The organism is Anabaena sp. 54 (assembly GCF_017355725.1).
In the GTDB taxonomy this organism is placed as follows: domain Bacteria; phylum Cyanobacteriota; class Cyanobacteriia; order Cyanobacteriales; family Nostocaceae; genus Dolichospermum; species Dolichospermum heterosporum.
The window spans coordinates 252,507-272,659 of record NZ_JAAVWA010000001.1 but is presented as its reverse complement, the minus strand read 5'-3'; the positions used below and the strand labels follow the sequence as shown (position 1 = coordinate 272,659).

9 protein-coding genes are annotated in these 20,153 nt (G+C 43.9%); 7 read left to right on the top strand and 2 right to left on the bottom strand.

Annotation, left to right across the window (positions count from 1 at the left end; translation table 11 throughout):
* Positions 1-50 precede the first annotated feature (50 nt).
* Entirely contained in the window at positions 51-1,157 is a 1,107-nt protein-coding gene (locus HEQ36_RS01390; RefSeq protein WP_168635030.1) for a peptidylprolyl isomerase, read from the bottom strand.
* 269 nt (positions 1,158-1,426) lie between these two features.
* On the opposite strand from HEQ36_RS01390, the gene efp reads away from it, so the two are divergent.
* Positions 1,427-1,984, top strand: coding sequence for an elongation factor P (gene efp, locus HEQ36_RS01385; protein WP_039201846.1), 558 nt, complete (start codon positions 1,427-1,429; stop codon positions 1,982-1,984).
* A gap of 312 nt (positions 1,985-2,296) precedes the next feature.
* A complete protein-coding gene (gene accB / locus HEQ36_RS01380) occupies positions 2,297-2,818 on the top strand; it encodes an acetyl-CoA carboxylase biotin carboxyl carrier protein (protein ID WP_039201845.1) in 522 nt (173 codons plus the stop codon).
* Positions 2,819-2,972: 154 nt separating this feature from the next.
* On the opposite strand, the gene HEQ36_RS01375 is transcribed toward accB, so the two are convergent.
* Positions 2,973-3,584, bottom strand: a complete 612-nt coding sequence (locus tag HEQ36_RS01375; RefSeq protein WP_053540264.1) for a GerMN domain-containing protein — start codon at positions 3,582-3,584, stop codon at positions 2,973-2,975.
* Positions 3,585-4,908: 1,324 nt separating this feature from the next.
* Here HEQ36_RS01375 and HEQ36_RS01370 point away from each other — a divergent pair.
* From HEQ36_RS01370 to HEQ36_RS01350, 5 genes are read left to right on the top strand one after another with little or no spacing between them, the layout of a single operon-like run.
* Entirely contained in the window at positions 4,909-6,054 is a 1,146-nt protein-coding gene (locus HEQ36_RS01370) for an acyl-CoA dehydrogenase family protein (RefSeq protein WP_168635029.1), read from the top strand.
* Positions 6,055-6,066: 12 nt separating this feature from the next.
* Positions 6,067-7,665, top strand: a complete 1,599-nt coding sequence (locus HEQ36_RS01365) for an amino acid adenylation domain-containing protein (RefSeq protein ID WP_053540261.1) — start codon at positions 6,067-6,069, stop codon at positions 7,663-7,665.
* Positions 7,662-7,937, top strand: a complete 276-nt coding sequence (locus HEQ36_RS01360; RefSeq protein WP_199308362.1) for an acyl carrier protein — start codon at positions 7,662-7,664, stop codon at positions 7,935-7,937. The genes HEQ36_RS01365 and HEQ36_RS01360 overlap by 4 nt, the downstream gene beginning before the upstream one ends.
* 57 nt (positions 7,938-7,994) lie before the next feature.
* Entirely contained in the window at positions 7,995-14,435 is a 6,441-nt protein-coding gene (locus tag HEQ36_RS01355) for a type I polyketide synthase (RefSeq protein WP_168635028.1), read from the top strand.
* Position 14,436: 1 nt separating this feature from the next.
* On the top strand, positions 14,437-20,058 hold the full coding sequence (locus HEQ36_RS01350; RefSeq protein ID WP_168635027.1) for a type I polyketide synthase: 5,622 nt from the start codon (positions 14,437-14,439) through the stop codon (positions 20,056-20,058).
* Positions 20,059-20,153: the final 95 nt, after the last annotated feature.

Here is a 20,153-nt window from a genome sequence, read left to right as displayed (position 1 = left end):
AGATCCCCGACTTCTTAAAGAAGTCGGGGATCTTTTTCTTCAATAATTAATTAAGCTGCTTGAGGCTGAACTAAATTTTCAATTCCTTTAACAACAGTTGCTGATTCAATTTTATCACCAGCTTTGAGTTTATCTAAAATCTCTCTACCTTCAATCAAATAACCAAACACAGCATAACGACCATCTAAAAGATTACGTCCTGCGGGAGTAAGTTCTGGTTCAAAAAGGAAAAAGAAAACTTGAGAAGAACCACCATTAGCTTCATTTTCTGGACGTGCCATAACTAAAGCACCAAAAGACGAAAACGATAAAACCGGCATATCTAAATAACGCCCAGCTTCTTCGAGAGTAATACCGTAGGTTGGTTCTTTTTCGCCCTTGACCAAAATTTCTAAAGGAACAGCCCGATATTTGCCAGTTTGAGGATCAATAAAACCGACTTCCTTACCTACAGGATCTCCGGTTTGGAGAAAATAAGATTCTTCCGAACGGGTGAATTCTAAACCGTTATAAAAACCTCTTTGTACCAAATCAACAAAGTTACCAGCAGTCACAGGAGCGCTATAGCCATCTACAACTACAGTCAAATCACCTTTATTAGTTTTGAAAGCAATCGTAGCGCGTCCTTTGAGTTGGGGTAAATTACTATACTCAGCCGGAACTTCAAAGGGGAATTCCTTCACCATTGATTCTTCTAACAAACTGACAAGATTGAGTAATTTAGCTCTTCCGTCAAGAATGGGTTCTTTGCGTTTAGTTTTAACCACTTCTTGCAGTTCTATGATGCCAGATTTCAATTCAGTCATCCAAGCTTCGGCTTGAGGTTGGCGTTCTTCCGGAACGCTTGCTAATATTTGGGAAGGTTTATCGAGTATCCGCAATGCCTGCTTGAGGTCATTATTAACTGCACCCCATCGTTTATTTGCCCGCAGTTGGTTAGAAATATCCTCTAAACTGGCTTGCAGTTTACGTACAGGTTGATTATCTATTGGCAGTGCATAGCGCAACAAAGCCTTACCGTCGGTAATTGCGTTTCCTGCTGGTAAGCCGGCGTTACTAGCGGGAGTCCACCCAGCCGTACTTGTGCCTAAAAATATTGTTAATAGCAATATTACCTTTAGGCTGTTCTTCACCCAGGACTTAAATAAGTTCAACATGAAATTTCCCTTTCTTCAGCATCAAAGTGTTGACTGGAAGTAACTTATTGATTATCTTCCCACATTGGGGGACTGGGGATTGAAGAGGCAGGGGAAGTAGGGGAAGTAGGGGAAGTAGGGGAAGTAGGGGAAGAAATATTAATTTTGCCTGTTCCCTGTTCCCTGTTCCCTCTTCCCTGACAAATAACAACTGACAAATAACAACTAACCAATTATGACGCTGGAAGGGTACAATAAATGCCGATTGTCTTGCAAAATTTGAAAGTTTCATGATCTCTAGTAACGACTTTCGACCTGGTGTTTCAATTGTATTAGATGGTTCGGTTTGGCGCGTGATAGATTTCCTTCACGTTAAGCCAGGCAAGGGTTCTGCCTTCGTGCGGACAACACTGAAAAACGTCCAAAGTGGGAAACAGTTAGAAAAAACTTTTCGGGCTGGAGAAAGCGTTCCCCAGGCAACTTTGGAAAAAGTGACGATGCAACATACCTATAAAGAAGGCGATGAGTTTATCTTTATGGATATGGAAACCTATGAGGAAGGTAGATTAACTTCAGCGCAAATTGGCGATCGCGTCAAGTACCTCAAAGATGGTATGGAAGTTAACGTGATTCGCTGGGGCGAACAAGTCCTAGAAGTAGAACTTCCTAATTCTGTAGTTTTGGAAATTGTGCAAACAGATCCCGGTGTCAAAGGTGATACTGCTACAGGTGGTACTAAACCCGCAATCCTGGAAACTGGGGCAACTATCATGGTTCCTTTATTTATTGCCCAAGGGGAACGGATTAAGATTGATACCAGAGAAGATAAGTATTTAGGCAGGGAATAATTTTCCTATTTTTTTGATACCAATTTGGAATAGTGAGGAATACAGCAGGAGTCAGGAATTAGGAGTCAGCGTCAGGGGTAAAACCCTGTTGTGGCATAAGTTTAATTCATGTCAATTGAGTTCCTAATCACCTGGAAAGTTGCCACAAAATCCAAAATCTAAAATCGTTCGACTGAGCGAAGTCGACTGAGCGAAGTCGAAGTCCAAAATCTAAAATTGGTGCTAATGATTTCAATCCCTTTTTTATAGAGGGATTAAATCCCTGCCTTACTTAGAATTTTAATTTAACAGTTAGGTCGAGGTAAAATAATTGTGACATTAGACTTTAATGAAATCCGTCAGCTATTAGTAACTATTGCCCAAACAGATATTGCGGAAGTTACCCTCAAAAATAATGAATTTGAGCTAACAGTCCGAAAAGCTGTCAGTTTTAGCAATAATGCTCCAGGAACAGTTAGTGGTGTGGTGAGTGCTGGTGTAACCCAGTTGGTATCTACAGCCTTACCAAGTTCCACTGAGGGGGCTGTAACCAATAAAGTTGTTGATAATTCAGTCGCACAACCTCCTCATTCTTCTTCACCAATTAATCAAAAATTAGTTGAAGTACCATCACCAATGGTAGGGACATTTTACCGTTCCCCAGCCCCAGGAGAAGCAGCGTTTGTGGAGGTAGGCGATCGCGTCAAAGCTGGTCAAAGTGTCTGTATCATTGAAGCTATGAAGCTAATGAACGAAATTGAAGCCGAAGTCTCTGGACAGGTGATGGAAATTTTAGTTCAAAATGGTGAACCAGTAGAATATGGTCAGCCTTTAATGAGAATTAACCCTGATTAAGTATTAAATGGGGAAGTCGGGGAAGTAGGGGGAGTAGGGGGAGTAGGGGGAGTAGGGGGAGTAGGGGGAGTAGGGGGAGTAGGGGGAGTAGGGGGGAGTAGGGGGGAGAAAGAATTTTCCCAATGACAACTAACAACTGACAACTGACAACTGACTAAAGCGGATAATTTTTCTGAAAACTTTCGCGGGTGAGAGGTTGTTGTAATTCCACACCTTCACCCCCTAAAACCTCTAAAAGTTTGCCATTGACTTCAATATATACTTTGGCTTGAGGATTTAAACTAGTAGCAGTATATACAACTTGTCCGACACGCCCCATCATAGAAGTGCTACCTCCACCAGTGGTAAAGTTTTCAGACAAATTCACATGAACATCATTATTTTCTGCTTTGAGTCCCAATAGTTGAGTACCCTGGGGAATAGTAGTAGAGTCTGTGCCTTCACTTGGACCTGCTAATAAAGTTTTAAATGCTGCTTCTAAAACTTGATTGGGTTGGGTAGCAGCAACTTTAAAGGGTTGGGGAACTAAATCCAGGCGATTTTCCTTGGATCTGAGCCAATATATACTAGCAGTCTGTTCATTACCTTGTTGAGTTGTTGATTGCTTGATAGGCTGTTTAATGGTTTGTGAAGAGTTATCAGGTGTAGAATTATTAGGAGTATGGGCAGAAAACCAAGCCATACCACCGCTTACCACCACCACTGCTACGGAAATAGCTGCTATCAGACCAGAAGAAACGCCGTTAGTTCTTTGTTGGTTATTCATAAAACCTCGCGGTAAGTGGGAAACTCAGCGTCTTTAGACCTGAGAGGGAAGCGACACGAGCGGTTTTGACCGCTGTGGATGTTAAAATTGAAACCAGATTTTTGATTGGAATCTGGAAACCAACTCCCATTTCTGGGGTAATGTTAGCCTTGACCTGTTATAAGAGCTTGTTAGGCTGAAAGCACTGTTCCTGTTACCTTAGAACTGTTTAACTTACAGCGACAGAGCCGGAAACTGGCTACGCATTTCGAGGTGTCGTGACTCAAATAACGGCTACCCTTGGACTACGCTTAGGGTGGTCTGGTCAGTACAGCTTGCAATTTCTTGCAAGCTCAGTTCCTTTAGGGCTGGGTTACTGACAATATAAAACCTACTAGATTGAGGATGGAAATAGTATTTGTAAGATAAGTAGCCTGTTTATAAACGTTATTCCCCGGTGCAAATCTTGGCTTTTGATCTGGACATGAACTGTTATTGCTAGTTTTGCCTCTTGCCACTCCAATTGTAGAGTGATCTTTACAAGTCCGTTACCTTTCCCTTTATCTAAATCTTATGGTTTCTTGAAAAAACTTTTAAAGGCTCTTCGGTACTTGTTATGCTAAATTATTTTTTTTAAATCCCAAGATCCTTGTTATATAAGGATTTTACATTAATTTATTGGTTATTTTGAGAAATTTGGTATCAAAAACAATAAAATCCTTTATTTATATGGGTTGTGGGGTAAATAAACTCATATTTGGCATAACAGGTACGGAAGAACCCTTTTAAATTAGACTTCAGTAAAATATGGTAAGCAAATCAAATAAGTAGGTTGGCGTTGAAAATTGTCGTTATAGCAAGGCAAGAGGGTATCAGTGTTTTATAAGGAAGAACGCCGAAAACCCTTGAAAATGTGGGTGACTCAGGAAGCCACATTTGGGCTTTAGACAAGGGATGAAGGCTAGAGGCAGGATAAATCCTGCATTGATTTTAATCCATATTCGTGATACAACTATATTGTCACTAAAGACATAAAAAGCTACCGAGGGACTCTCGGAAAGTTACGCTTGTCAGATATGATTTCGCCCGCCAGGGCAAACGAAATCAGGGCAAGAACCCAAATATTTAAGGCAGTGCCTGAAACTGGGATAACTGAGGGATATAGACTGAAACTCTCTATAGAATCTCCGCGTCTTTAGACCGGAGAGTGTCAACGGAAAAACTAGATGTGCAATTTGGTAAATAGACACAGGACATAGCCGCAATTAGAATACTCTGATGAAAAATCTTGTATGCGGATATATACAATACAACCAATTAATCAACTAAAATCGTAGAGGGCATCATGGATTTTGCTTGGAACAATCAGCAAATTGAATTTAAAAAAAAGGTGATTCATTTTGCTCAACAGTCATTAGTATCCGATCTGATTGAGCAGGACAAAGAGGGGATATTTAATCGTGATGTCTGGCAAAAATGCTGCGATTTTGGTATTCACGGATGGCCTATTCCTGCCCGTTATGGCGGACAAGAGCTAGATATACTTACTACGGCTTATGGCTTGCAAGCACTAGGTTATGCTTGCAAAGACAATGGATTGATGTTTGCAATGAACGCACATATCTGGGCTGGTGAAATGCCCCTGTTGGCCTTTGGGAGTGAAGCACAAAAGCAAAAGTATCTCCCATTGCTTTGTCGAGAAGGTTGGATTGCAGCCCACGCCGCCACTGAACCACAAGCGGGGTCTGATATCTATAGCCTCAAGACAACAGCCCAAAAGAATGGAGATAAATACATTCTCAACGGACACAAACACTATGTAACCAATGGAACTTTTGCAGACCTCTTCATCATTTTTGCTACCTTAGATCCAGCTTTGGGGAAAGAGGGTTTGACGACATTTATGATCGAAAAAGATACGCCTGGTCTGGTTGTCCACAAACGTATGTCTACTATGGGAGTACGTACCGCTGAAATAACAGAACTAACCTTGGAAAATTGCGAAGTATCTGTCGCTGATCGCTTAGGTGAGGAAGGAGCAGGTCTAGCCATATTTAATCATAGCATGGAGTGGGAGCGGGGATTTATTCTGTCCTGTGCTGTGGGAACAATGGAACGATTGCTGGAGCAGTCAATTCGTTATGCTAGAAACCATAAGCAATTTGGTCAAGCAATTGGCAAATTCCAATTAGTTGCCAACAGGTTAGTAGAGATGAAGCTGCGGTTGGAGAATGCCAAGTCTTATTTGTATAAAGTTGCTTGGATGAAACAAAATCGGCAAATGGCTCTTCTAGAAGCCTCCATGGCCAATCTGTATATTAGTGAAGCTTGGGTTCAGTTATGTATGGAAGCGATCGAGGTTCACGGTGCGTATGGTTATTTAACGAATACAGAGTTAGAACGAGAATTGCGAGATGCTATCGGTAGCAAATTCTACTCTGGTACCTCCGATATTCAGCGACTCGTTATTAGCAAATTCTTAGGATTGTAAAGCAGCACCACTATGCTATATTTACTACACCATCTTCTCGCAAGTAGCGCTCGAACCCATAGCGATTCCGTTGCTATACAGCAGCAAGAGCGCGCCATTACCTACACTCAGTTAGACGAAATAAGTAACCAACTGGCAAATACCTTGAACTATGCAGGGATAGAACGGGGAGACCGAGTTGGCATTTACTTAGATAAGTCAATTGAATCTGTTATTGCTATATTTGGCATATTAAAGGCTGGCGCCACCTATGTACCGCTAGACTCTAACGCCCCAGTTAAACGGATTGCCTTTATTGTTAAAAACTGCCAGATTAAGATACTGATTACGACCAAGCAAAGAATAGATGCTTTAGGAAACACTTCCTTGGCAGACTTACATAGTCTCAGTAGTGTAATTTTGACAGATGAGGATGAGCGAACAAGTGAGTTGTTCGGAAAAGTCTTCCCATGGTCAGAGGTTTTACAAGCTCCTTGCAGCCCGCCACTAGACCCACATCTGATTGAAAACGACTTAGCTTATATTCTTTATACATCTGGCTCAACAGGAACCCCCAAAGGGGTGATGATTAGCCATCGTGCCTCTCTTACTTTTGTAAATTGGGCCTATGATACGTTTCAGGTGACTGCGGAAGACCGTGTCTCCAGTCATGCACCGTTCCATTTTGATCTTTCCATTTTTGATATCTTCACAACTATCAAAGCAGGGGGTACGGTCATTTTGCTCTCGGCGGCTTTATCAGTCTTTCCAATTAATCTGGCCAAATTTATTGCCGCAGAAAGGATTTCAATCTGGTATTCAGTCCCCTCTATTCTGACAAATTTAGTCCTATATGGTCGGTTAGAGCAACATACCTACCCCGATCTTAGAAGCATTCTGTTTGCAGGTGAAGTTTTTCCTAACAAATATTTGCATCAGTTGATGGTGCATATTCCAGATGCTGGCTATTACAACCTCTATGGTCCGACGGAGACAAATGTCTGCACATATTACCGAGTCTCACCGCCCGATATTGAAACAAGTGAAGCAGTTCCTATTGGACAAGCCTGTGCCAACACTGAAGTTTTTGTCTTGGGTACAAGTAATGAATTGGTAGCTAGAGGTGAAGTGGGTGAGCTTTGCGTGCGCGGTCCTGGGTTGATGACAGGCTATTGGGATTTGCCTGAAAAGACTGCTCAAGTCCTTGTTCCTTTTACATTGCATCATGGATTGGGATCGGAGATGATTTACCGCACGGGGGATCTTGTTAAACAATCTCCAGAGGGTGATTATATCTTTTTAGGTCGTAGAGATCGCATGATTAAGAGTCGGGGCTACCGGATTGAATTAGGTGAGATAGAGAGTGTTTTATATAGCCATCCCGCACTCGCAGAAGTCGCAGTAATTCCCATTCCCGACAATGAGATTAGTAACCGGATCAAGGCTTTTGTAGTAACGCGTGGTGATAACAAAGACACGGAAATTCTTAATGTACAGACTTTAAAATCCTTTTGTGCAGAACGGCTTCCTAAATATATGGTTCCCGATTTGTTTGAGTTCCGTAGCTCTTTACCCCAAACTTCCACTGGCAAGATAGACAAAGTTCAATTATCTCAGGAAACAGTATCATGACCGAAAACACTACCATGACAGCAGAAAATATCGAACAAATGCTCAAAGAATTTATCAGCCAAGAGTTAGCATACGACCAACCCAACTTGGTTCTAACCAACAATTTAAAGATAATTGAGCAAAGGATCGTTGACTCAATGGATCTTTTTCGATTAGTTCGCTTTGTTGAAGAAGAAATTGGAATTTTTTGGGAACCTGAAGAACTTGTATTAAAAAACTTTGAAACAATTGACAATATTACGGCTTATATACTCCGCAAATTGATGTCATAGCATGACTGAATAGTCAGAAAACTTACTGCTCTTAACCATGTTTCCAAAAAATCAATTATGAACAAAATAGATTATTCAGACCATGAGTCTAAGCCTCTGGAAAATCCTCATGAGGAACCAATTGCGATTATTGGTATGGGATGTCGCTTCCCTGGAAAGGCTGACACCCCAGAAGCATTCTGGCAATTGTTGCGTAATGGTGTAAATGCTGTCACAGACATTTCCTCTTCTCGCTGGGATCTTGAGAGATACTATGATCCAACTCCTACACCTGGCAAGATTTATACACGTGCTGGAGGTTTTTTAGATACAAATGAGATAGAAGACTTTGATGCCGAGTTTTTTCGCATGGCATCGCGAGAAGCAGCGAGTTTAGATCCACAACAACGGTTGCTGCTAGAAGTAAGTTGGGAAGCTCTCGAACACGCTGGAGTTCCACCTACATCTTTGGCAGGTAGTCAAACAGGTGTGTTTGTTGGTATTCATTGGGATGATTACTCGGCAGAGCGTTTTTATACAGTGAAGCCGAGTGAAATTAATGCTTACCCCACCTTAAGTAATTTACGAAGTCTATCAGCAGGAAGAATTGCATATCTGTTGGACTTGCATGGTCCAACGATGCAAACTGATACAGCTTGTTCCTCCGCATTAGTATCAGTCCATTTGGCTTGTCAATCTCTGCACAATCGGGAATCTAACCTAGCTATAGCTGGTGGAGTCAGTCTACTACTCTCTCCTAAGCTAGCAGTCGGTTTCTGTCAAATGAATGTCTTAGCCAAAGATGGTCGCTGCAAAACCTTTTCAGACTCAGTAGATGGATTCGTCCAAGGAGAGGGTTGTGGTATTGTTATTCTCAAACGTCTCTCTGATGCTCTGCGCGATCGCGATCCGATCCTGGCTACAATTAAAAGTTCAGTAGTCAATCACGATGGGTACAGCCTAACCCTGACAACACCTGCTAGTGTCTCCCAGGAAGCACTGCTGCGCCAAGCCGTAGAAAATGCTGGCATCGAACCTAAGCAGATGCAATATGTTGAGACCCATGGAACAGGAACGCCTTTAGGCGATCCCATTGAAGTCATAGCTTTGGCAAAAGTATTAGGTCAAGATCGTCAAGACCCATTGATCATTGGATCTATGAAGACCAATATGGGTCACATGGGAGCAGCAGCAGGTGTAGGCAGCTTAATTAAAGTTGTGCTTTCACTTCAGCATAATCATATTCCTCCTAATTTACATTTCGATAAGCCTAACCGACGCATTCCTTGGCATAAATTGCCAGTTACCGTACCAACTGAATTGATGCCTTGGCCAGAACATGAACCCAAGCTGGCAGGTGTTAGTGCATTTGGGATGAGTGGAACCAATGTTCATGTAATTGTAGAAGCAGCACCACAGCTACAGCAAGTTGAGCTTTCTAGCCAGGGAATTGAACCGTCATCCCATTTACTTACTTTATCTGCCAAGAGCGAAAAAGCCCTAAACGATCTCGCACATCGTTATTTAACCTTCTTAGAAAAAACAGAGGATGCTTTAGCAAATATTTGCTACACAGCTACCACTGGACGCTCCCATTTTGCCCATCGTTTAGCTATTGTTGCTAGATCGAAAGAACATAGTCGGGAGCAACTGGATAGTTTTATCAAGGGTGAAAAAATTACAGGCACAATTCAAGGTGATGCTTACCAAGCAGCACCGAAGATCGCTTTCTTGTTCACCGGACAAGGCGCTCAATACGTTGATATGGGGCGCGAACTTTATGAAACGCAAGCTGTATTTCGCCAAGCGTTGCAGCGATGCGATGAAATACTGCGCTCTCATTTAGACCGACCCCTGTTGTCCATACTTTATCCCGATCAAGCAGAAAATATCATCGATCTGACAGCCTATACACAACCGGCGATGTTTGCCTTTGAATACGCCTTAGCCGAGTTGTGGAATTCCTGGGGGATAGTCCCGGATGTCGTCATGGGACATAGTGTGGGTGAGTATGTCGCAGCTTGTGTGGCAGGAGTGTTTAGCTTAGAACATGGCTTAAAGCTGATAGCAACCCGTGGAAGAATGATCCAGCAACTGCCACAAGAAGCAGATGGCAAAATGGTCAGCACCATGGCCAATGAAGACTTAATAAACTCTGCGATCGCATCCTATGGGACAAAAGTTTCTGTGGCCGCAGTCAATGGTCTACAGAGCATAGTTATCTCAGGTGACAGCCTATCCATAGACTCCATTGTAGCCGAACTGAAAACTAAGCAGATCAAGACTCACGAATTGACAGTTTCTCACGCCTTCCATTCGCCGTTAATGGAGCCAGTTTTACAGCCGTTCTCTCAAGTCGCGGCGGAGGTTTTATACTCTGTACCGAAAATACCCCTGATATCCAATATCACAGGCGACCAGGTAACGGACGATATAGCAACCGCTGATTATTGGGTTCGTCATATTCGTCAACCCGTGAGATTTGCCGACGGCATGAATACCCTCCAAAAAATGGGGATAGAATGTTTTATAGAAATCGGACCCAAACCAATTCTCTTGGGGATGGGAGCTAGTTGCCTGATTGATGAAGAAAAACGCCTCACATGGCTACCTAGCATCCGTCCTGGTGCAGAATCATCCACCATCGCCGAAAGTTTAGCTCAATTGTATGTTCGCGGTGTCAATATCAATTGGCAAGAGTTTTTCCCAGACGAACACCGTTGGAAAGTGGTGTTACCAACTTATCCCTTTCAAAGAGAACGCTGTTGGGTTGAGGTAAAACAGGAGCGCGTTGCTAGAAAGAGTAGTGAAATATCTGCTCATCCCTTGCTACAAGAGAGGATCTATTCATCTGTACTCAAGCAGGGAGAAGTTCAGTTTGAGGCTTATCTTTCTACCGACGATCTGCCCTATTTGTCAGAACACCGCGCTTTCGGTCAAGCAATTATGCCTGCTAGTGCCTACTTCGAGATGGTTTTGGCAGCGGGAAATCAACTTTTTGGCAACCGCCCTATCACCTTTAAGGATGTAGCAATTGAAAAAGCTCTCAAGCTGGAAGAGCCTCAGACAGTGCAGTTGGTCTTAACTCCCGATCAAGACGGCTATTCATGGCAAATTTTCAGTTTGGTCTTCATTAATGAAGAGCCAACTTGGACGCGCTACGCCGCCGGAAAGATTGCTATAGGGAAAGATATATCAATTTCCGAACTAAACGCAAATTTAACTGCTTTACAAGCTGGACTGGAAGAATACAAGGACATAAAAGCTTTCTATCAAAAAGTCGCCACTCAAGAAATGGTCTATGCAGGAAGCTTCCAAACCGTGCGCCGCTTATGGCGTTCTGATGGAGAAGCCCTTGGACAAATTCATCTGTCTAAAAATTTTCTTAACCAGCCCTATTATTGGCATCCAACTCTCTTGGATGGATGTTTCCAAATCCTTTTAGCGGCACTACCTGCCGACTTTTCAGAAACTTATTTACCAATTGGCTACCCGCATTTCACATTTTGGCAGCATCCCAACAAAGAGGTTTTCAGTTACGTTAAACTTCATTCTCAGCCTGGTCAAGAAATCTTGAAGGCGGACTTGCAGTTAATTGGCAAAGATGGTCAAGTTTATGCCGAAGCTCTCGGACTGCAACTGAAAAAGGCTCGATCACAAGCATTACAGCAGAAAGACCCCTGGAAAGATTGGCTTTACAAAGTGGACTGGAAAGAAGTCAAAAAGACAGCAGGAACTGCAAACCCAAAAACCAAAGGTGATTGGCTAATTTTGGCAGACAGCACTGGTCTAGCTGAAACCTTGGCTGAATTGTTAAATGCCAGTGGAGAGCGATCGCACCTCGTCTATACCAAAAAGGCTAATGGGAAATATCAGCCAGAGCAACATACTATTAACTGGACAGACCCATCCGACTGGCAGCAATTGTTGGCTAATAGATCCTATCAAGGGGTGGTGTACCTTTGGGGTCTTGATGAAAATGACTCCTGTGATTCTAGCTGCGAGCAAATACTACATCTAATTCAAGCCTTGACTTCAGCCAAGATATCCCCTCAATTGTGGTTGGTTACCCAAGGGGCGCAGTTGGCCCTCAAGGATGATGATATTGCTGTCTGGCAAGCTCCTATCTGGGGACTGGGTAAAACAATCTCTCTGGAACACCCCGAATTTTCAACTACTTGTTTAGACTTGCCCTCTGGTCAACACTCCCATGAAACAGCTAAGTCTTTACTCCAAGAACTACTTGCACCGGATCGAGAAGACCAAATTGCCTACCGAAACGGGACACGCTATGTAGCTAGATTAGAGCCTTTCCACCCTATACAGACACCAAGCATTGCTCCTGTAGCACTGAAACTGACCAGCTACGGCACCCTCGACAACTTGACCTTGGTTCCCCTGGCTACCTCAACCTTGGCACCTGATGAAGTCGAGATCAAAGTTCAGGCGAGCGGACTTAATTTTAGAGATGTGCTGCGTGCGTTAGGCATGATGCGGGAAATCGAAGAGTCTTTAGGTATTGCGGCAACGGCCAGCGATATATTGTTTGGATTTGAGTGTGCAGGCACGATTGAGCGCGTTGGCAAACAAGTATCTGGCTTCAAGGTGGGCGATGCTGTCATTGCCTACGCATCAGGTAGTTTAGCAAGTGTGGTCAAGGCTAAAGCAAAATTGGTAGTTCCCAAGCCACCTGAACTCAGTTTTGCAGAGGCGGCTACAATTCCTGTTACTTTTTTGACAGCTTATTACGGACTAATAAAACGCGCTCAAATTGGTCCAACAGACCGAGTATTGATTCATAATGCGGCCGGAGGTGTAGGTCAAGCGGCTCTTCAATTAGCGCAATTAAAGGGAGCAGAAGTTTTTGCGACGGCCAGCCCCCCCAAGTGGGATTTTCTCAAGTCACTTGGAATTAAACATATATACAGTTCACGCAGCCTTGAGTTTGCCGAGCAGGTAATGACTGACACCAATGGCAAAGGCGTGAATGTCATCCTTAATAGTCTAGCTGGCAAGTTTATCGATCAAAGCTTTGACGTGCTTGCTCAAGGAGGGCGCTTTGTAGAAATCGGTAAATTGGGAATCTGGGATGAGCAGAAATTGCAAGCATTACGCCCTGATGCTGCTTATTTCCCCTTTGATTTAGGAGAGATGAATGGGTCGGAGATCATTCCTGCCATGTTGTTGGAACTGATGACTTTGTTCAAGGAAGGTAAGCTCAAACCATTACCTGCCAAAGTTTTCCCAATTACTGAATTTGTCAATGCTTTCCGCTATATGCAGCAAGCCAAGCATATCGGTAAAGTGGTGTTAAGTTTTCAGAATCCAGAAAATTGCTCGGTTCGTCAAGACGGCAGCTACCTAATTGCGGGAGGATTGGGCGCATTAGGATTAAAGGTGGCTGAGTGGCTGGTGGAACAAGGTGCTAAACATCTAGTTCTGACAGGACGAAGCAGTGTCAAACAAGCAGCAAATGAAGCCATCAGAAAATTAGAGCAGGCAGGTGCTAAAATCTCCGTCATTAATGCGGATATTTCTAATCAGGAGGATGTCAAAAAAATACTGAATGAATGTCCTAATTTACGTGGAATTGTTCATACCGCAGGTGTTTTAGATGATGGTTTGTTGAAGGAGCAAACACCTACTCGCTTCAAAAAAGTCATGGCATCCAAAGTACAAGGAGCTTGGAATTTGCATACCTTGACTCAAGATTTACTCTTAGACTTTTTTGTCTGTTTTTCCTCAGTTGCCTCTTTGATAGGCAATGCAGGTCAAAGCAACTATGCCGCAGCTAATACATTCCTTGATGCCTTAGCTCATTATCGGCGATCGCAAGGATTACCAAGTTTGAGTGTAAATTGGGGACCTTGGGGTGAGGTAGGAATGGCAGCCACTCTTGCTGGTCGCTTGAAAGCCCAAGGTTGGGGTATTATTCCCACTGAACAAGGCTTGCAAGCATTAAACTACTTGGTCAAGAACGAAGAAAGCGCTCAAGTAGGTGTACTGCCTATGAACTGGCCGAAATTTTTGGAACGACTACCAGAAATTACGCCATTCTTAGAAAATTTCCAGACAAATATTACATCATCTCAAGAGCGACCAGCCTTAGTTTCCCAACTAAAAGCTACTCTGGCTCATGAGCGCCGAACAATTTTGATGGAGCATATTCGTGCGGCTATTAGAAATGTGATCGGATTAAATGCCAGCACAAGGATTGAACCGCGACAGTCTTTGTTTGACTTAGGACTTGACTCCCTAATGGCGGTGGAATTGAGAAACTATCTGGAAAAAAGTGTCGAACATTCCTTGCGCTCAACTCTACTCTTTGACTATCCAACCTTAGAAGCATTGGTGAATTATCTGCTGCAAGAGGTTCTAGTTCTAGAGGATATGAGTGTCCAGCAAACAGAAGACCAAACGACATCCACCCAAGTATTTGAAGAACTTCCAGAAGAGGAAGCGGACATCTTACTTGCTAGTAAGTACGAAGAACTCAGTAAACTACTAGGTAATATTTAACATGACACAAACTCCCGCCAAACCAACAACATTACAGTTGCTCAACGCCCTAGAGGAAGCACGTACTAAACTACAGGCAGTTCAGCAAGCAAAAGAAGAACCGATTGCCATTATTGGCATGAGTTGCCGTTTTCCAGGCGCAAAAGATACAGAATCTTTTTGGCATCTGCTCTCAAATGGCGTAGATGCGATTCAGGAAGTACCTGCCAACCGATGGAAGATTGATGCCTGTTACGATACCAATCCAGACGCGCCCGGCAAGATGTCTAGCCGTTATGGTGGCTTTTTATCGGAAGTGGATAAGTTTGACGCGCACTTCTTTGGGATCTCGCCACGGGAAGCAATGTCCCTTGACCCACAACAGCGGCTACTGCTAGAAGTAAGTTTTGAGGCCTTAGAAAATGGCGGTCAGTCATCAGAAAAGCTATTTGGCACTCCCACTGGCGTATTTATTGCCATTAGCACCTTTGACTATGCTATGCGTCTGTCGGAAGCGCGATCGCAAATCGACGCTCATCTAGGCACAGGAACCCTTTTGAGTCCAGCAGCAGGGCGCTTGTCTTATAGTTTGGGATTGAAAGGAGCAAGCATGGTAGTAGATACAGCTTGTTCTTCCTCCCTCGTGGCAGTGCATCTGGCAGCCAACAGCTTGCGTAACAAGGAATCCGACCTAGCTTTAGTCGGAGGTGTGAACTTACTCCTAGCACCAACCCTCAGCATCAATTTCACAAAGGCACGGATGCTGGCGGCAGATGGTCGTTGTAAAACCTTTGATGCTAGTGCAAATGGATATGTCCGTAGCGAAGGCTGTGGCGTTGTTGTTCTAAAGCGTCTTAGTCAAGCTATCCGTGATGGAGATAACGTTTTAGCATTAATTCGAGGTTCTGCCCTCAATCAGGATGGGGCAAGTGGGGGACTGACAGTACCTAGCGGACCTTCTCAGGAAGCAGTAGTTCGTCAGGCATTGAAAAATGCAGGTATTAAGCCCCAGGAAGTTAGCTATATTGAAGCCCATGGTACAGGCACTTCCTTGGGAGATCCAATTGAAGCAAATGCCTTGGGTAGCCTCTTTAGCGATCGGGAAGAACCCTTAATCGTCGGCTCCGTTAAAACCAATATCGGACACCCAGAAGCAGCGGCTGGTATGGCAAGTCTGATCAAAGTTGTTCTCTCCTTGCAACACAAAGAGATTCCGCCTCACCTACACTTTGAGAAACCTAACCCTTATATTGCTTGGGATCAACTACCGCTCAAAGTTCCCACCGAATTAACCCCTTGGTCAACAGTTAATAATCAACGAATTGCTGGAATCAGTTCCTTTGGGTTTAGCGGTACCAATGCTCATATAGTCCTTTCCGAAGCACCGTCAGTTGCAGGAAAAAGCGAGTCCGAAACTGCCCTGCGCCCCCAACATTTGCTCACCCTCAGTGCCAAAACCAAACCCGCACTGGAGCAGATGGTTCGCAACTACTCAGAACACCTAGCCACTCATCCCCACTTAGATTGGGCTGACATCTGTTACACAGCTAATACTCGGCGAACTCATTTCCACGAACGTTTAGCTGTGGTTGCTGATTCAGTTTCTCAAGCAGAGGAAAAGTTATTAGCTCATCTGGCAGAAGCGGAAACCACTCATCTGTACGGAGGCAGCAAGAGCGAAAGTCAACCTGAAATTGCCTTTTTATTCACAGGTCAAGGTTCCCAGTATCTAGGGATGGGACGGAAGCTATACGCAACACAACCAACATTTCGGAAATCCCTAGAGCGGTGCCAGGAAATTTTAAATACCATCGGCAATCAAGAGCGATCGCTACTCTCAATCCTCTACGAAAATGACGACAATTCCCTTTTAGAGCAAACTGCTTACACCCAACCAGCTTTGTTTGCCATAGAGTACGCCCTAGCCAAATTATGGAAATCCTGGGGCATTGAACCAAGCGCAGTCATCGGTCATAGCGTTGGGGAATATGTAGCAGCTTGCGTAGCAGGGATTTTCTCCTTAGAAGACGGTTTGAAAATGATTTCAGCCAGAGGCAGTTTAATGCAAAAACTGCCAGCCAACGGCGAAATGGTATCGCTATTAGCTTCGCCAGAACAAGTATTAGAAGCACTGCAAGGACTCGACTCAGTCAGCATCGCAGCCATCAACGGTCCCAATAGCGTCGTCATTTCTGGTGCAGGGGAAGCAGTACGTCGGGTAGTGCAGGAATTAGAAAGCAAGGGCATAAAAAATAAGCGCTTAAAAGTTTCCCATGCCTTCCATTCAGCATTGATGGAGCCAATGCTGGCAGATTTTCGCCAAGTAGTGCAACAAGTAACATTCCACCAACCCAAACTCAACTTTATCTCCAATGTCACGGGCAATTTTGAGCGCGTTTTACCCACAACCCCAGAATATTGGGTAGATCACGTCCTCAAACCAGTAAGATTTGCCTCTGGAATGGAGACATTATACAGAGAAAGGGTAGAGATATTTGTGGAGATGGGGCCCCAGCCAATATTACTGGGAATGGGTCGTCAGTGCTTGCCATCAGGGTATGGAACCTGGCTGCCGACACTACAGCTAGAGCAAAGCGATTGGCAAGGACTGCTTCAGGCAGTGGGTCAATTGTATGTACGAGGTGTGGCGATTGATTGGGAGAGCTTCCACCGCGACTATAGCCACCGCCAAGTGAGTGTACCAACTTATCCTTGGCAGCGAGAGCGCTACTGGATTGATGTTGCCCAAAGACAACCTCAGACGGAATCGGGAATGCAGAACGGGCATCATCCTCTACTGGGTCAAAGAATTCGGAGTGCAGCACTAAAAAATCAACAAATAGTTTTTGAAAGTCAACTCACCTCAGATTTCCCTGTATATTTAGCGGATCATGCTCTCTATGAGAAAGTCATTTTCCCCACCGCAGCTTATGTGGAGATAGTCCTAGCCGCAGGAGCGCAAATCTTTGGAGCGGGGGCGCAGGAGAATCACCCATCATTGCTAGTTGAAGAGTTTCTGATTGAGCAGTCGCTAGTTTTGAATCCTGAAGAAACAGTCTCCGTTCAATTAGTATTAACACCCAATGAATCAGGGTATGAATTTGGGATTTTTAGCCGCAAAAACTCAGATGATGTTGATGTTGATGAAACATGGACTCGTCATGCCCAAGGTTATCTTTTGAGTAGAAAAGCTCCGGTGGCAAAAGTACCGCTAGATTTGGCCGCCCTGAAGCAAACAGTTAACCAAGAGCTTGAAATTAAGGACTATTACCAGAAATTCAGCGATTTGGGGGTAGAGTACGGCCCCAACTTCCAAGTAATTGAGAAGTTGTGGCGTTCTCAGGGTGACTCACAAGAAGTGCTAGGTAAGATTAAATTACCTGAGATGGTAGAGAGTAGTGTAAATAACAGCTTGCATCCACTGCTGTTAGATGGTTGCTTGCAGCTTTTGGCGGCGGCTCTTGAAGATGGCCCTGATAGCGATACCAAGACTTATTTTCTAGTCGGCTTAGAGCGTCTGAGTTTCTTCAAGCAGCCTAGTACAAGCATTTGGTGTCACGTTCATCAGTCAAGTCAGCGAAGCCCCGGTATACTGACTTCCTTCGATTTACATTTGGTTGATGAGAATGGAATAGCAGTAGCCGATCTGATTAATTTACAGGTGCGGCGTGCTAATCAAACTGCGCTCCTAGCCAATCAAACAGATGATTGGTTATACAGAATTGGTTGGGAAGTAAAACCGCGTGTTTTGGCAGCAAGCTCGTCCTTTGCTAAGGCGAATAACAAAACCTCTAAAGCAGGTAATTGGCTGATTTTCAGCGATGGAGGAGAAGTAAGCAGTTCCCTAGCCGATATGCTCAACAAACAGGGCGATCGCTGTATTTTCGTTTCACAAGGATCGTCTTTTTCATTATTAGAGAGCGATCGCTATCAAATCAACCCTGCCGAACCAAAAGACTTCCAGAATCTACTTTCCGCAATAGTCAAGCAAGATCAGTCAGTCTGCCGTGGGATAGTTTACTTATGGGGTCTTGATCAAAAGCTGGAGATGTCAGATGTGCCAACAACAGCACTAAATTTATGTTCTAGTGTGTTGTATTTGGTTCAAGCATTATCTGCAATTCCTCCCCATCATTGGGGCAAAAATATGCCTCATTTATGCTTGATCACTCGCAATGCCCAAGCAGTGACAAAAACCCCCCTACAAGTAGAACAATCGCCATTGTGGGGACTAGCCCGCGTGATTGTTTTAGAACATCCAGAACTGGAAACTGTCTGTATAGATATCGGCTCAGACCAAGTTAGTGAAATCGAAATGCTGCTCCAAGAAATGCTCTTCCCAGAAAAAGAAGAGCAAGTAGCTTTTCGGAATGGAGAGCGTTATGTCGCTCGATTAAAACGTGCTGAGGCTAAAACTATCAGCCAATTAGCAAAAATTGATTCATCAGGTAGTTATTTAATCACTGGTGGATTTGGAGCATTGGGTCTTCAAGTGGCCAACTACCTTGTGGAACAAGGCGCACGCCACCTGCTGCTAGTGGGACGACAAGGGGCAGTATCCCCAGAAGCACAAGCAGGAGTCAAGCAGTTAGAAGATAAAGGGGCGTTGGTAAAGATTGTCAAAACTGATATTTCCCAACCCGATAGTGTAGCAATGCTAATTGCCGCAACTGATATCCCCTTACGGGGAGTGGTTCATGTGGCAGGTATTTTAGATGATGGAATGCTCAGGGATCAAACCCGGCAGCGCTTCTTAAAAGTGATGAACCCCAAGGTTCAAGGTACGTGGAACTTGCACAAACTGACCAAAGAAATGCCATTAGATTTCTTTGTCTGCTTCTCCTCTATGACTTCAGTTATAGGTGCGCTAGGTCAAGGAAATTATTCTGCGGCCAATGCCTTTATGGATGCACTCTGCCATCACCGACACGCATTGGGATTACCCGCTGTCAGCATCAACTGGGGCCCTTGGGCTACCTCTGGGATGGCCACTCAATTGGATGCAAATCTTCAAAGTCGTTGGGAGGCAATAGGTTTTGGGATGATTCCGCCCAGTCAAGGAGCGCATCTATTTGCTAACTTGTTCACCGCCAAGGCACCACAAGTGGGCGCGATGCCAATAAACTGGTCGAAATATACGGTAGAAAGTGCGTTCTTCACTGACTTCCGCAAAACTACCGATCAAAAGAAAGAGCAACAAAAAACTTCACTTAATTTCCTGGAAACGGTAAAGGCTGCTGAAAAAGAGCAACGCCAGCCACTTTTAGTGGCTCACATCCAATCTCAAGTATCCAAAGTCTTGGGCTACCAGAAAGATCGCGTATTCTCTGTTTCAGAAGGGTTTTTTGACTTAGGAATGAGTTCTTTGACCTCTGTAGAGTTGAGAAACAATTTGCAAAATAGCTTAGGCTGTCGTTTGCCCGCTACGCTAACTTTTGACTATCCAACTATTAAAAAGTTGGTTGATTATCTGATGGCAGAGTTCATAGAAGAGGCTGATGAAGATGAGGATGTAGATGTCTCCGAGCAGTCCTTCCAAATAGATAGTAAAGCCCTCACATTCCAGCCCCTAGAGGAAAATGATGATGCCGATGAAATTGCAAAACAATTTGCAGAACAATTAGGTATGCAATGGGTTAACTAGATGAACCCAAATCTAGATACTCATTTAGGTGAGTATCTAGCTAGATGAGTGAAAATAATGAACAGCACTATGTTCATATCGTAAGAATTCAGGAG